Source organism: Klebsiella sp. K-Nf6 (genome assembly GCF_002806655.1).
In the GTDB taxonomy this organism is placed as follows: Bacteria; Pseudomonadota; Gammaproteobacteria; order Enterobacterales; family Enterobacteriaceae; genus Klebsiella; species Klebsiella variicola.
Genome location: NZ_PIBN01000011.1, coordinates 67,239 through 79,823, shown reverse-complemented (window position 1 = coordinate 79,823; position 12,585 = coordinate 67,239). Strand labels below are relative to the sequence as shown.

The 12,585-nt window shown below is 55.4% G+C and carries 14 protein-coding genes; 2 read left to right on the top strand and 12 right to left on the bottom strand.

Annotation, left to right across the window (positions count from 1 at the left end):
- Positions 1-44 precede the first annotated feature (44 nt).
- The 4 genes from ybiJ to CWM61_RS18390 all read right to left on the bottom strand — a co-directional run bounded on the left by ybiJ (position 45) and on the right by CWM61_RS18390 (position 1,893).
- The gene (ybiJ, locus tag CWM61_RS18405; protein ID WP_004176772.1) at positions 45-305 is read right to left on the bottom strand and encodes a DUF1471 family protein YbiJ; all 261 of its coding nucleotides are present in this window, start codon (positions 303-305) and stop codon (positions 45-47) included.
- Positions 306-590: 285 nt separating this feature from the next.
- Complete coding sequence (locus CWM61_RS18400) at positions 591-857, bottom strand: DksA/TraR family C4-type zinc finger protein (RefSeq protein ID WP_002895824.1); 267 nt, start codon at positions 855-857, stop codon at positions 591-593.
- Between the two features lie 20 nt (positions 858-877).
- Entirely contained in the window at positions 878-1,138 is a 261-nt protein-coding gene (locus CWM61_RS18395; protein WP_074386616.1) for a DUF1471 domain-containing protein, read from the bottom strand.
- Positions 1,139-1,278: 140 nt separating this feature from the next.
- Positions 1,279-1,893 carry a flavin reductase family protein gene (locus CWM61_RS18390; protein ID WP_074386472.1) on the bottom strand — a complete coding sequence of 205 codons (615 nt, stop codon included), beginning with the start codon at positions 1,891-1,893 and terminating at the stop codon, positions 1,279-1,281.
- Positions 1,894-1,989: 96 nt separating this feature from the next.
- Between CWM61_RS18390 and rlmF the strand changes: the two genes are divergently transcribed.
- A complete protein-coding gene (gene rlmF, locus CWM61_RS18385) occupies positions 1,990-2,904 on the top strand; it encodes a 23S rRNA (adenine(1618)-N(6))-methyltransferase RlmF (RefSeq protein WP_008805773.1) in 915 nt (304 codons plus the stop codon).
- 2 nt (positions 2,905-2,906) lie between these two features.
- On the opposite strand, the gene ybiO is transcribed toward rlmF, so the two are convergent.
- From ybiO to rhtA, 6 genes are all read right to left on the bottom strand, one after another.
- Complete coding sequence (gene ybiO, locus CWM61_RS18380) at positions 2,907-5,102, bottom strand: mechanosensitive channel protein (RefSeq protein ID WP_074386471.1); 2,196 nt, start codon at positions 5,100-5,102, stop codon at positions 2,907-2,909.
- A gap of 112 nt (positions 5,103-5,214) precedes the next feature.
- A complete protein-coding gene (gene glnQ / locus CWM61_RS18375; RefSeq protein ID WP_008805775.1) occupies positions 5,215-5,937 on the bottom strand; it encodes a glutamine ABC transporter ATP-binding protein GlnQ in 723 nt (240 codons plus the stop codon).
- Positions 5,934-6,593, bottom strand: a complete 660-nt coding sequence (gene glnP, locus CWM61_RS18370) for a glutamine ABC transporter permease GlnP (RefSeq protein WP_002895837.1) — start codon at positions 6,591-6,593, stop codon at positions 5,934-5,936. Before glnP ends, glnQ begins: the two co-directional genes overlap by 4 nt.
- Before the next feature lie 125 nt (positions 6,594-6,718).
- On the bottom strand, positions 6,719-7,465 hold the full coding sequence (glnH, locus tag CWM61_RS18365) for a glutamine ABC transporter substrate-binding protein GlnH (protein ID WP_004886198.1): 747 nt from the start codon (positions 7,463-7,465) through the stop codon (positions 6,719-6,721).
- 430 nt (positions 7,466-7,895) lie between these two features.
- On the bottom strand, positions 7,896-8,399 hold the full coding sequence (dps, locus tag CWM61_RS18360; protein WP_002895841.1) for a DNA starvation/stationary phase protection protein Dps: 504 nt from the start codon (positions 8,397-8,399) through the stop codon (positions 7,896-7,898).
- Between the two features lie 237 nt (positions 8,400-8,636).
- The gene (gene rhtA / locus CWM61_RS18355; RefSeq protein WP_032729736.1) at positions 8,637-9,524 is read right to left on the bottom strand and encodes a threonine/homoserine exporter RhtA; all 888 of its coding nucleotides are present in this window, start codon (positions 9,522-9,524) and stop codon (positions 8,637-8,639) included.
- A gap of 351 nt (positions 9,525-9,875) precedes the next feature.
- Between rhtA and ompX the strand changes: the two genes are divergently transcribed.
- The gene (gene ompX, locus CWM61_RS18350; protein WP_008805777.1) at positions 9,876-10,391 is read left to right on the top strand and encodes an outer membrane protein OmpX; all 516 of its coding nucleotides are present in this window, start codon (positions 9,876-9,878) and stop codon (positions 10,389-10,391) included.
- A gap of 90 nt (positions 10,392-10,481) precedes the next feature.
- Here the strand turns inward: ompX and CWM61_RS18345 are convergent, their stop codons facing one another.
- Together CWM61_RS18345 and mntS are read right to left on the bottom strand one after the other, a co-directional pair.
- Entirely contained in the window at positions 10,482-12,062 is a 1,581-nt protein-coding gene (locus tag CWM61_RS18345) for a phosphoethanolamine transferase (protein WP_100631683.1), read from the bottom strand.
- A gap of 269 nt (positions 12,063-12,331) precedes the next feature.
- Complete coding sequence (gene mntS, locus CWM61_RS18340; RefSeq protein ID WP_012968653.1) at positions 12,332-12,457, bottom strand: manganase accumulation protein MntS; 126 nt, start codon at positions 12,455-12,457, stop codon at positions 12,332-12,334.
- Positions 12,458-12,585 lie beyond the last annotated feature (128 nt).

The following is a 12,585-nucleotide window of genomic DNA, read 5'->3' as shown; positions in this document are numbered from 1 at the left end:
GGTCTTTTCAGGGTTAATTCAGTGGCTTACAGAGGGAACAGCGATTATTTATAGATAACCGCGGTACCGCTCAGTTTGTTGTTGGTGTTAGCGGAAGTAATGCTGTAGCCAGTCGCACCAGCGGCTTCGGCTTTAGCAGCCAGTTTTGCTTCCAGACCATCTAAAGTGGTTGCGCCTTGCGCAGACACCACACCGATTTTATTCATGCTTTCAGCCTGAGCGGGGGTGACCGGTTCGGCGGCAAACGCGCCGAAGGAAAGGGCAGTCAGAGCGATGGCAGCGGCAGCATATTTGATGTTTTTCATAGTTAATCTCTCGCAGGTTGTTCTGTTCAGGGGACGATGTTCCGTCGATGTGATAAGTATCACGCTTTTTTGCGGGAGATAAAATCGAAGGAAATTCACAGTCTTCATCGAATTTTTTGAATGATTAATAATTTACTGATTATTAATAAATTATTTCTCATTCTTTTCGCCACGAAGCGTAGCGAGGAAGACCGACGCGTTTAAGGGCACATATTGCGACTTTTTCCGCCAAAAAATGTGCGCGAAAAGATAATGCGAAAGGCTGTCATGAACGGTAAAGGAAAGTCAGCGTAGCTGGCTATCCTTGGATCCTCGACGATTATATCCTGAAAATGTATTGTTATGTAAATCTTTCTCCTGCTGGCATTTCACGCAATATCTGACCCCTGGGATGGCCTGTCGACGGGCCTCCGGAATCGGCTCTCCGCATTCATCACAAAATTTGTTGCTTTCGCCGCGCGGAAGCTCACGGCGCGCGCGAGCCACCGCATCGTCAATGGTGCTGTCGATCTGATCCTGAACGGCCCCATCGCCTGCCCAACCTGATGCCATCGTCTGCCTCCTGTGAAAGGTTATTGATAAATTATAGCTGAACCGTGCAGTCGGTTACCGCTGCTGGCAGCATTGACCCGCCAGGCTATCGCCCCCTGGCGGTGGGCCTTATCCGCGAGGGCAGCCACCAGATCATCAAGGGTGCTGGCACCGGAGGCGGAGACGGTACCGACAGGGCGGAGCGGGCCGTCATAGGGCAGTACGGGTGTCGGTGGCAGGGGAGAGGCCGCGGCGGCATGAGCGGTGAGCGCAGCGGCGAACAGCAGCGAGGTGATTTTCATCAGCATATCCTCATAAACAGCATGGGACATAGCTTAAGTGTAGGTCTTTCCAGACCGCGCGATAGGGAATTTTTAATGCAAAAACAAGGCGTTTTGCATGCTACCGGCGCAGGGCAGCGGTACTCTGGCCGGTAGATTATTTAGCGGGCGTCAGGGCGGATCATGTCAAAACGCAGACTGTCATCAATACTGTAATAGGCGCTCGGACCTCCGGCGCGCAGGATCGGCTGGGCGCGGGCGGTTTGATAGATGCCGTTGTCCAGCAGTGATTCATCAATATGCACGGCGATCACTTCGCCGAGCACCAGCCACGTATCGACAGGGTTACCGTCGGCGGTGGTGAGTTGAATACATTGCGACAGACGACACTCAAAGTTCACCGGGCTCTCCGCGACCCGGGGGGCGCTGACCAGGCGGCTGGCGGCGGCGGTGAGGCCGGCGCGCACGAACTCGTCCTCATGGTGCGGGATCGAGGCAGACGTTTCATTCATCGCCACGGCCAGCGGGCGCGTCGCCAGGTTCCAGACGAACTCCTTCGTCTCGACAATATTTTGTACGCTGTCTTTCCAGCCGCTGCTGGCGAAACCAATGATCGGTGGCCGATAGTTAAAGCAGTTAAAAAAGCTGTATGGCGCCAGATTACGGTGGCCCTCAGCGTCCTGCGAGGCGATCCAGCCTATCGGGCGAGGCCCGATAATCGCGTTCAGGGGGTCATGCGGCAGGCCGTGGCCCTGTGAAGGTTGATAAAAGTACATGCTGCACCTGTCACGGATAAAGGAGATATCCAGACTCCCTTATTTACCGCGCCGCCGTCAACGGGTATCTTACGCGGCTGTTCAAAGGAGATTGTCATGAAAGCCCAGAAACCGGGGTTACACCCGCGTAACCGCCACCATCAACGCTACGACCTGCCTGCGCTCTGCCAGGCGCATCCTGACCTGCAGGGATACATTACGCTCAATCCGCTGGGTGAGCAGACCATTGATTTTGCCAATCCGCAGGCGGTGAAGGCGTTGAATAAAGCGCTGCTGGCGCATTTTTACGCGGTTAAACACTGGGACATTCCTGACGGCTTTCTCTGTCCGCCGGTGCCTGGGCGTGCCGATTATATTCATCATCTGGCGGATCTGCTGGCGCAGGATAGTGGCGAGGTGCCAAAGCAAGCCACGATCCTTGATATTGGTACGGGTGCCAACCTCATCTATCCCTTGATCGGCGTTCATGAGTACGGCTGGCGCTTCACCGGCAGCGAAATCAGCCCGGAGGCCTTCGCCAGCGCGCAGGCCATTGTCAATGGCAACCCCGGATTGACCCGGCAGATCCGTCTGCGTCGGCAAAAAGAGAGCCAGGCCATCTTCCACGGCGTGATCCACAAAAACGAGACCTATGACGCCACGCTGTGTAATCCGCCGTTCCATGACTCCGCAGAGAGCGCCCGGGCAGGCGGTGAGCGCAAGCGCCGCAATCTCGGACTCGGCGCCGACAGCGCGCTTAACTTTGGCGGTCAGCAGCAGGAACTGTGGTGCGAAGGAGGCGAAGTGGCCTTTATCTCGCAGATGATCCGCGAAAGTCAGGCTTTCGCCCGCCAGGTGAAATGGTTTACCTCGCTGGTGTCGCGCGGCGACAATCTGCCGCCGCTCTACCGCCTGCTGACCGAGGTTGGGGCCGTGAAAGTGGTGAAAAAAGAGATGGCCCAGGGGCAAAAGCAGAGCCGGTTTATCGCCTGGAGCTTTATGGACGACGCCAAACGCCGCCGTCCGTTCTAACGCTACTCGGCGGCCGGGCTGTCTGAGCCCGGCATCGGCAGTTGTTGCCAGGTCTGTATCGGGGCGCGAACCCCGGCGCGGTCGAAGTGCTTTTTCACCTGAGTGTCGAGGGCAAAGCGCACCGTCCACTGCTTCAGCGGCAGGGTAGTGAAGCTGACGCGTAGCGTGAAGGCGGTATTGCTCAGCCCCACCAGCCCGGCGAACGACGGTTCGCCAATGATCAGGCCGCGGATCTCCTCCTGGGCCAGCAGATCGTCCACCGCCGCCTTCAGCGCCTGGCTGGCTTTATCCAGATCCTCGTGACGGTCGACATCATAGTTGGCGACCACCGAGCCAATGCCGCGCACGAAGTTGGCAAAGGTGGTAATCGAGGACCAGGGAATAATGTGATAGGCGCCGGTATCCTGCCGTACCCCCACGGAGCGAATCGACATTCGTTCTACGGTGCCGGTCAAAGGGCCGATGGTGACCAGGTCGCCGGTATTCATCCCGTTCTCAAACTGGATAAATATGCCGGTGATAATATCTTTAACCAGCGTTTGCGCGCCAAACGAAATAGCCAGCCCTAACGCCCCGGCGCCCGCCAGCAGCGGCGCAATGTTAACCCCAATCTCCGAGAGCAGGATCATCACCGTGATGGTGCTGATCACCACCGCCAGCGCGTTGCGAAACAGCGTCAGCAGCGTCCTGGCCCGCGCGCTGGGCAGTGGGCGGCCATGAATATCCGACGCCAGTCGGTTTTCGATCAGGCTGGCCAGCACCGTCCAGCCGATGGCAGAGAAGAAGAGGATGAGGGCGATGCGGATCAGCACATCCACCGTTTTTTGCCCGGCATCGTTGTGCAGCCATTCGCGGAAGTCAAACAGGCCCCAGGCGCTCAGCAGCAGCATGACGGCGACGCAGACGGTGAGAATGCGTGCCGCCTTCAGCGAGGCGGAGATCCAGCCGTTCAGCCGCTTTTGCAGCTCAGGATAGTTGCGCTGGGTGGCGGGTGACAAGGTAATGGTTTTGGCTATCCAGCGTGACAGGATGCCGGACACCAGCGCCGCGCCGCCGATAATGGCCAGGCTTTGCAGGGTGGCGCCCATCATGAATTTCAGGCTATTGCCCGGGTCGAACAGGGAGAAGAAAAAGAGCACCACAAAGTAGGCGCAGGCCAGCCAGTGCCAGACCAGCGCGAAGGCGCGGATAAACAGGCTAAAGAAGGAGAGCGAACGGTCGGCCAGATGGATTAGACCCTGCGTAATCAAGGCCTTGTTATGAAAAATCAGGTACAGCGCCCACAGCGTAATGCACAGCATGATGACGACGTTAGCCAGCGCACCAACCTGAACATTCACCTGATTGGAAATAATCGGCACCGCGACAATCAGGCCATAGCCAATCAGGCTGCTGAGCGCGCTCAGGCGCAGACTCCAGTATGACGCGGCCTCGTCGCTGAGGTTAAAGGGCCGGAGCGCCGGGATGCGCGGGCAGAAAATGAGCCGCAGAATGGCTTTAAAAAACTCGATCAGCGCGAAAGCGTTGAGGAAAAGACTCTGCTGGAAGGCAATAGTGGGGTTATTACCATTCAGCCGATCGCTTAACAGCTGACCGACAAACAGGGTCAGCGCCAGCAGCAGCAGGTCGATGACAAACGCCCCGGCGATGGTCAGGGGCAGCTGGAGCCAGTTTCCGCGATCGCGGTTTTTATGCCGCCCCCATTCACCCATTTTGCGATACAGCGGCAGCGCCGCAAGACGCACCAGCCACCAGAAGGCAAAGACCAGGCCGGCCAGCAGTAAAAAATGCCAGGCCGCGCTGGTGAAGGTTTGCGAATTAAAAGGTTTATGCGGTGAGCCGGTGATATTGCGCCACAGTTGAGAGAAGCGAGACGAGAGCTGCTCGCCGTATTCCCGGCTGATCTGCGTGACGTTCTCCAGCACCGTGGTCTCTTCTTTCACCGCCGGCGGCGTCAGCGTCGGGGTGCTGTCTGGCGGCGGCGTGGCGGCTGCTTTACGCAACTGGTCAATGAGCTCCTGACGGGCGCTGTCGTTAGCCAGCACGTCAGCCAGCGCGGCGTAGGCCGCTCTTTTCTGTTCCGCATCGGGTTCGCTGGCGCTGGTTTTATCGGCGTTAGCTGTCGGCACGCCGGGCAGGGCGGCGGCGGAAAGCGGGGCAGTAAACAGTGCAGCGAGCAAAAGCAGGATCCACGGCATGGGCACCTCCGTTGCAACGTAAACGGGTAAGTATAGAAGCCGATGGCGGAAGGGGAGGGAAGAGGAATCTGGAAAAGCGGCTCTCTCCGCGGAGGAAGAGAGCCGTTGCGGGTCAGGCGACGTGCTGCAGGAATTCGCGCAGGCGCGGGCTTGGCGGGTTCTTCACCAGCTCCTGCGGGTTGCCGTCTTCAGCAATGCGTCCTTTGTCGATAAAGATCAATCGCGAAGCCACTTTTTCGGCAAAGCCGATTTCGTGGGTTACGATCACCATCGTCATCCCCTCTTCAGCCAGATCCTGCATCACCTTGAGCACTTCATGGCGCAGTTCCGGGTCGAGCGCGGAGGTCGGTTCATCAAACAGCATCATCTTTGGCTTCACCGCCAGCGCGCGGGCAATGGCCACACGCTGCTGCTGGCCGCCGGAGAGTTCAGACGGATAGTGATGCGCGCGCTCGGCCAGGCCGACTTTCGCCAGCAGATCTTTCGCCTGCTTCTCTGCCGCCTGCTTGCTGGCGCCGCGCACCCGCAGCGGACCAAACATGACGTTCTCCAGCGCCGTCAGGTGCGGGAACAGATAAAACTGCTGAAATACCATCCCGGCTTCCTGACGAATCAGACGTTCGTCCACCTTCGGGTCGTTGACCTTCAGGCCATCGACAATCAGATCGCCGCTGGTGATCTCTTCCAGTTTATTGATGCAGCGCAGCATCGTTGATTTACCGGAGCCGGACGGGCCGATAATGACCACCACTTCACCCTGATTAATTTTCAGGGAGATATCGTGCAGCACCTGGGTCGGGCCAAAGTGCTTGGAGACGTTTTTAAATTCAATCACAGGATTTTCATCCTTCTTTCAAGACGACGCAGAATAAAGCTCAGGACCAGGGTGATAATCAGGTAGATCACGGCTACGGCGCTCCAGATTTCCAGGGCGCGGAAGTTGCCCGCGATGATCTCCTGTCCCTGACGGGTCAGTTCGGCGACGCCGATGACGATGAACAGCGAGGTATCCTTGATGCTGATAATCCACTGGTTGCCCAGCGGCGGCAGCATGCGGCGTAGCGCCAGCGGCAGGATCACGTGGCGAATGGTTTCGCGACGCGACAGGCCCAGCGCCAGGCCCGCTTCGCGGAAGCCTTTATGAATGGAGAGCACCGCGCCGCGGGTAATTTCCGCGATATAGGCGCCCGAGTTAATCATGATGGTCACTACCGCTGCGGAGAAGGGGTCGATGCGCAGGTCGCTAAAGGCCATCGGCAGCGCAAAGTAGATGAACATGACCTGCACCACAATCGGGGTGCCGCGAATGATTTCAATAAACACCAGTGCGATGTGGTTGGCGATCCAGCCGCCGAAGCAGCGGGCGAAACCGGCCACCAGACCGATTATCAGGCCGCCGGCCAGGCCGAGGACGGAAATCCACAGCGTCATTTTGGCGCCTTCCAGCAAAATCGGAATGGCAGGCCAGATGGCACTCCAGTCAAACTGCATAATACGTTCCTGTTACCGTGTCGAGAGCAGAGGAAATCCTCCGCCAAAATACGGTCTCCCGCCGAGTCTGTGCCGGAAGACCGTTGTGATGTCGCCGGAGCTGCGTCTGGCGAAGTGTGTTCTTATTATTTTGGTTCAGTGCCGAACCATTTTTTATAAATTTCGTTGTAGGTACCATTCTCGCGCAGCGTTTTCAGCGCACCGTTCACTTTCTCACGCAGCTCGTCGCTGCCTTTCGGGAAAGCGATACCGTAGTTTTGCGCTTCCAGTGATTCGCCTACCGCTTTGAACTTGCCGTTGCCTGCGGTTTTGATGAAGTACAGAATATTTGGCGTATCGTGCAGCACGGCATCAGCGCGGCCGGTACCCAGTTCCATATAGGCGTTATCGATGTTCGGGAACTGACGCAGATCTTTGGTTTTGATATTGGCTTTCGCGTAATCAACGGAGCCGGTACCGCTCTTCACCGCGACCACTTTACCGTTCAGATCTTTCACATCTTTGATGTCGTTATTATTGGCGTTGACCATCACCAGCAGGCCGCTTTTGTAGTAGCCGTCGGAGAAGTCGATCGCTTTTTTACGTTCGTCGGTGATGGTGATCCCGGCCAGCGCCAGATCGATATTTTTAGTTTGCAGCGCCGGGATAATGCCGCTGAAGTCCATTGGCTTCAGGGTGTAGTCGAGCTTCAGCTCTTTGGCGATAGCCGCCCACAGGTCAACGTCAAACCCGACATATTTATCGCCTTGCTTAAATTCGAACGGGACGAACGCCGTATCGGTGGCGACAACCAGGGTCTTATTGGCGGCATGGGAAGAAACCGCAAAAGCCAGGGTCAGTGCAGCCAGTGAAACTTTAAATACAGACTTCATAGCATTTCCTTTTATATCCACGGGACGATCCCCTGCGAGAACGACTAGCCTAATGAAAAAATCGTGCCACTTTTACAAGCTGTTGTTTTTCAACAAACGAAGCGCGAGCGGTTGCACAATTTCGATCACGACAGGCACTAACTGCACCAGGATGGGGCGTCACTTTGGTGCGTTATAGAGTTGCTGAATAACGAGCACATTTTTAGCGCAAACCCTGATGGGAAAACAATCTCGGCGTAACGATTGTGTGAGGTGATTATTACAATTGTTTTACTTTTGTGCGCATTTTCATCAATTTGGCGCCCTAAAACGGTGCAATGTCAGCGGGCAATGAAAGCAAAGAAGGGAAAACAGATAGAACGGAAAACAAAAAGGTGGGGCAGGGAAAAGCAAAGGCGCCGCCGACCGCGTTGCGATCGGCGGCAAAGCCTTACTCGATATTCGCTTCGATGAACCACAGGAATTTATCCAGATCGCGGGAGGCCGCGGTGAAAATATCCGCAGTATCCTCGTCTTTGGCTTCATCGATCGCCTTGCGCACATCGTTAGCGACGACGGCATAGCGGTCAGCCAGCGCTTTCAGGTGATCCTGAACGTGATGGATATCGAGCGGGTAGCTCTGCAGCGGCGTTTTGCTGTTAATGACCTGAGTGGTGCCCAGTGCGACGCCGCCCAGCTGCACGGCGCGCTCCGCCATGGTGTCCAGGTGCTCGGTTAACGCGGTACGGAAGCCATCCAGCATTTCGTGCACGGCGATAAAGTTCGCACCGCGCATATTCCAGTGTGCCTGCTTGGTGATAAGTGACAGGTCAATGAACTGGATCACCTGGCGATTCAACAGCTCAATGGTCGCTTTCTTTTCGCTGTCAGCGACATCGTTGCGGGTATAGACCAGATTAGATGCTTTTGATTTAACCAGTTTTGCGGTACTCATCGTTTCATATCCTCTTGATATTGATGCTCGTCACACTTCAAATCTGAATGATGTGGAGCGTTGTCCCAGGTAACTTCGGGACTAAGTATAGCAAGGGTTTCAAAGAGTGAGGCATCGGCAGGCCATATCACTTCGATAGCGCAAAGTGGTTGGTTATTTTGAAAATCGCTAAATATCATAGGGTTATATTTAGCTGAACGGCCCGGATTTCTCACGGGCCGGCGGCGTAACAGAATGTTAATTGATATCGACTTGCTCGATTTTACTTTGTCGCTGCATGGTCAGCGTGGCGCCCATCGAGGCGATAATGATCGCGCCCAGCGCCAGAGTCTGGGAGAGCTTCAACGTTTCGCCGAGGAAAACCATACCGGAAAGGGCGGCTAATGCTGGTTCAAGGCTCATCAGCGTGCCGAAGGTGCGCGTCGGCAGGCGCGTCAAGGCCATCATTTCGAGAGAGTAGGGCAGCGCGGTTGAGAGAATAGCAATCCCCAGCCCCATCGGCAGCAGCGACCATTGCCACAGCGTATCCGTAGCCTGCGCCATGCCTAACGGAACAAACACCAGCGAGGCGATGAGCGACCCCATCGCCACCGTGGCTGGCCCATGCTCTTCACCGGCGCGCTGCCCGGTCAGAATATAGACCGCCCAGCAGGCGCCGGCGCCCAGGGCAAACAGCGCGCCGGTTAAATCGACCTGCGCCACGTTCTGCCCCAGCGGCAGGAGATACCACAGTCCGAGGATCGCCAGCGCCACCCAGACAAAATCCAGCGGTCGGCGCGAACCAAACAGCGCCACCGCCAGCGGGCCGGTAAACTCCAGGGCTACCGCCACGCCGAGCGGAATACGCTGCAGGGATAAATAAAAGAGATAGTTCATCGCGCCGAGCGCCAGGCCGTACAGTAGCAGCGGCACGCGCTGCGCCGGGGAGAAACGTAACCGCCATGGCTTGAACACGATCACCAGAATCAGCGTCCCGAGCGCCAGGCGCAGGGCGGTGACCCCCGGGGCGCCAACCAACGGGAACAGCGATTTGGCGAGCGAGGCGCCGCTCTGAATCGAGGTCATGGCGATTAAAATCACCAGAATCGGCAACCATGCCGCCGCTTTTCGGGATGGACCGGGCATCCTTTCTCCTGTCAGGTTTTGTCAAAAGTCGTAAAAGTGCCAGTGTACTGGAATAACCTGCTGACGGTTGAGCTAATGTTGAAAAAAACAGGGGCAAAAACAGTAGAATGGCGCACGTTGCTGAGAAATTCGCCAGGTGATTAAGATTAATCTGGATGCTTGCGAATTTCTTAATGAGCGTTAAGATGTACGTTAACGCCAAAAATTGTTGTTTTCCATATTGTTATAGAAGTATGGAAACTTTTAGTTACATGAAAAAGTATGTTAGACAATGTAAACTCCAAAGAGTTTCCCAAAAGTTTTTGATATATTTAAGGCTTAGGACTTATTAGAAACACATTTGAGGTGGTTATGAATAAAATTGCACGTCTTTCAGCACTGGCCGTTGTTCTGGCTGCATCCGTAGGTACCACTGCATTTGCTGCAACTTCTACCGTAACCGGCGGTTACGCGCAGAGCGACATGCAGGGTAAAGCGAACAAAGCTGGCGGTTTCAACCTGAAATACCGTTACGAGCAAGATAACAACCCGCTGGGCGTTATCGGTTCCTTCACCTACACCGAAAAGGATAACACCAGCAACGGTACTTACAACAAAGGTCAGTACTACGGCATCACCGCAGGTCCGGCTTACCGTCTGAACGACTGGGCAAGCATCTACGGTGTAGTGGGTGTTGGTTACGGTAAATTCCAGAACAACAACTTCCCGAACCAGAAATCCGATATGAGCGACTACGGTTTCTCCTACGGTGCTGGTCTGCAGTTCAACCCGATCGAAAACGTTGCCCTGGACTTCTCCTACGAGCAGTCTCGTATTCGTAACGTTGACGTCGGTACCTGGATTGCTGGCGTGGGTTACCGCTTCTAATCACTCCGGTGATATAAAAAATCCGCCTCACGGGGCGGATTTTTTTTGCCTGTTGCCGGCCAGCCCGGGCGGTTGACCGGGCCTGCACGATTAATTGACGGTGAACTCATCGGTACCGAGGTGAGCATAGTCCACCTTCTGCAGCTGGAAGTTGGTGATGTACACCGGACCGGCCTTTTGCTCAGAGATAAAACGATAGCGCGGGACGATTTCCGCCGCCTTGATCCCGGTCCACTGGGAGAAGAAACTGAGGAAATCATTCGCAGAGCGCTGCGCTTTAATCACTTTATGCGCTTTGTCATCGCTGGACAGCACCATAAACGGCACCTGGAAGTTCTGCTGGAACTTATCGTCATGCGCCAGATACTGCACTTCTTTTCCCCGCTCCTTGAACGCCAGACCATGATCGGAAAAGTAGGTCAGTGAAAAGGTATCGCCGGAGTTTTGCAACTGACTGTAGAGCTTAGCCAGCAGCGAATCGGTCTGCGTCATGCTGTAGAGATAACAGGAGGTCTCTTTCGACTGGACGAAAACCGTGTACTTGCCTTTTGTCCGATCGCAGGCCTGCGGGTGAGAGCCCATCAGATGCAGGACAATCAGCTGCGGCTGGGTGCGCTGCGTAGAGAGTACCTGCTCGGTCAGCTTTAATAACTGCTCGTCCTGAGTATTTTTATTGGCCTCGAAATCGCCGTTTTTCAGGAACTGGACTTCATCCGCACGTTTGGCGATGCTGGCGATAGCGGTGTCGTACTCGCCAATCTGCCCCTGGTTGGAGAACCACCAGGTCTGGAAACCCGCGCGGTTGGCGAGGGTGACAAAGTTATCCTGAAACTGCGGTTTGCCGTCGACCACCCGGTTAAGCGTCAGGCCGAGCGATTTCTGCGTCGAGCCGCTGGCGGCGACATAGTTGTTAAACAGATAACCGTTTACCGAGCTGGCAAACGGCGTATTGTCCCAGTGGCCACCGAAGGCGCCGAGGGCGTCGCGGCGGGCGCTTTCGCCAATCACCACCACATAGAGATGGTACTTTGGCTTCACCGCCAGCACGTGCCAGCTGTCCTTCATGCCGGCCAGCTGGGCCATTCGCGCCTGCTCGTCCAGCACCTCGTTATTATTCACCACCACGTCTTTCACAAAACGAAAGGCCGGATAACCGGTGTCAATCACCTTGAATACGCCGCCCCAGGCGAGATTCTGCATCGGCTGCAGAAAGAAAATCCCGATGCTGAACAGCAGGCCCAGGGTCTCCATTTTTCCCCAGCGGGATGGCTCAACGATCCTGCGGCGGACCGCAATGATCCCCAGCGCGAAAATGAAGACCGCCAGCAGATAGTTGTACCACGGGAAGATGGTCAGAATTTCCGTGGATTCTTCCACGTTGGTGGCGTGAAGCGCCAGCAACGTATTGAAGTTGGGGGCGCCGTAGGCCTGGCCAAAGGGGTAGTAGAGCGCCGCCAGCAGCGAATAGGCACCGACCACCCCTTTCTGGACGCGTGGAAAGGCACGCCACAAAAGATGTAACACGCAGGTAAATGCCACGGTATAGAGCAGGCTAAATTCATAGCCCAGCGCCAGGTTAATTAATAGCGACTGTAAAAAGTAGAATCCTGTCCATGGGTTCAGTGCCAGTCGGCGGGCGACCAGCGTATCTTTCAGGGTGGTGACATTCATAGTAAACAATCAAAAAGAGGCCATGCGCATCCCCTGGCATCAAGGGGGAAAACCTGCTGGACAGTGCGCGAAGAGGGTCTCTGCGAGCCGCGAATGTGGCAGGGCTGTGCAAAGATAGGGCTTGTAAATGGTAAGGTCAACCAGACATAACAGATTGTTTTGCGAGGGCGCTTACAAAACTTGAAAAAAGGTCAGGGAAACGGGGGGGTACCGGCCATTTTAGCGGCAGAAGATGACAGAAAAATGAAGCGGCGTACCGCGACGCCGCCTTAGGAATGAGGTTTGTCCTGCTGCGGTTTACCGTTAATCATCTCGCACAGCATACCGATCAGCATTAGTCGTACTTTAAAGGGTGAATGGCTAAACACGTTTAAGCACCTCTTGAATTCATTCATCTGCTCTCCTCCTGCCTGTTCACGCCGTCAATCCTTGATGGCTGTTTGCATTACATACAGATATAGCACAGGCTATATTTTATAGCTATGGCTAAAACGTTAATTTTTTGTGCTCTTGGCGCAATCCA

Coding starts and splice junctions, on each gene's coding strand:
- ybiJ (WP_004176772.1), bottom strand. CDS start 305: ATGAAAAACATCAAATATGCTGCCGCTGCCATCGCTCTGACTGCCCTT.
- ybiO (WP_074386471.1), bottom strand. CDS start 5,102: ATGCCGTGGATCCTGCTTTTGCTCGCTGCACTGTTTACTGCCCCGCTT.
- dps (WP_002895841.1), bottom strand. CDS start 8,399: ATGAGTACCGCAAAACTGGTTAAATCAAAAGCATCTAATCTGGTCTAT.
- rlmF (WP_008805773.1), top strand. CDS start 1,990: ATGAAAGCCCAGAAACCGGGGTTACACCCGCGTAACCGCCACCATCAA.
- CWM61_RS18345 (WP_100631683.1), bottom strand. CDS start 12,062: ATGAATGTCACCACCCTGAAAGATACGCTGGTCGCCCGCCGACTGGCA.
- ompX (WP_008805777.1), top strand. CDS start 9,876: ATGAATAAAATTGCACGTCTTTCAGCACTGGCCGTTGTTCTGGCTGCA.
- mntS (WP_012968653.1), bottom strand. CDS start 12,457: ATGAATGAATTCAAGAGGTGCTTAAACGTGTTTAGCCATTCACCCTTT.
- rhtA (WP_032729736.1), bottom strand. CDS start 9,524: ATGCCCGGTCCATCCCGAAAAGCGGCGGCATGGTTGCCGATTCTGGTG.
- glnP (WP_002895837.1), bottom strand. CDS start 6,593: ATGCAGTTTGACTGGAGTGCCATCTGGCCTGCCATTCCGATTTTGCTG.
- CWM61_RS18390 (WP_074386472.1), bottom strand. CDS start 1,893: ATGTACTTTTATCAACCTTCACAGGGCCACGGCCTGCCGCATGACCCC.
- CWM61_RS18400 (WP_002895824.1), bottom strand. CDS start 857: ATGGCATCAGGTTGGGCAGGCGATGGGGCCGTTCAGGATCAGATCGAC.
- CWM61_RS18395 (WP_074386616.1), bottom strand. CDS start 1,138: ATGAAAATCACCTCGCTGCTGTTCGCCGCTGCGCTCACCGCTCATGCC.
- glnH (WP_004886198.1), bottom strand. CDS start 7,465: ATGAAGTCTGTATTTAAAGTTTCACTGGCTGCACTGACCCTGGCTTTT.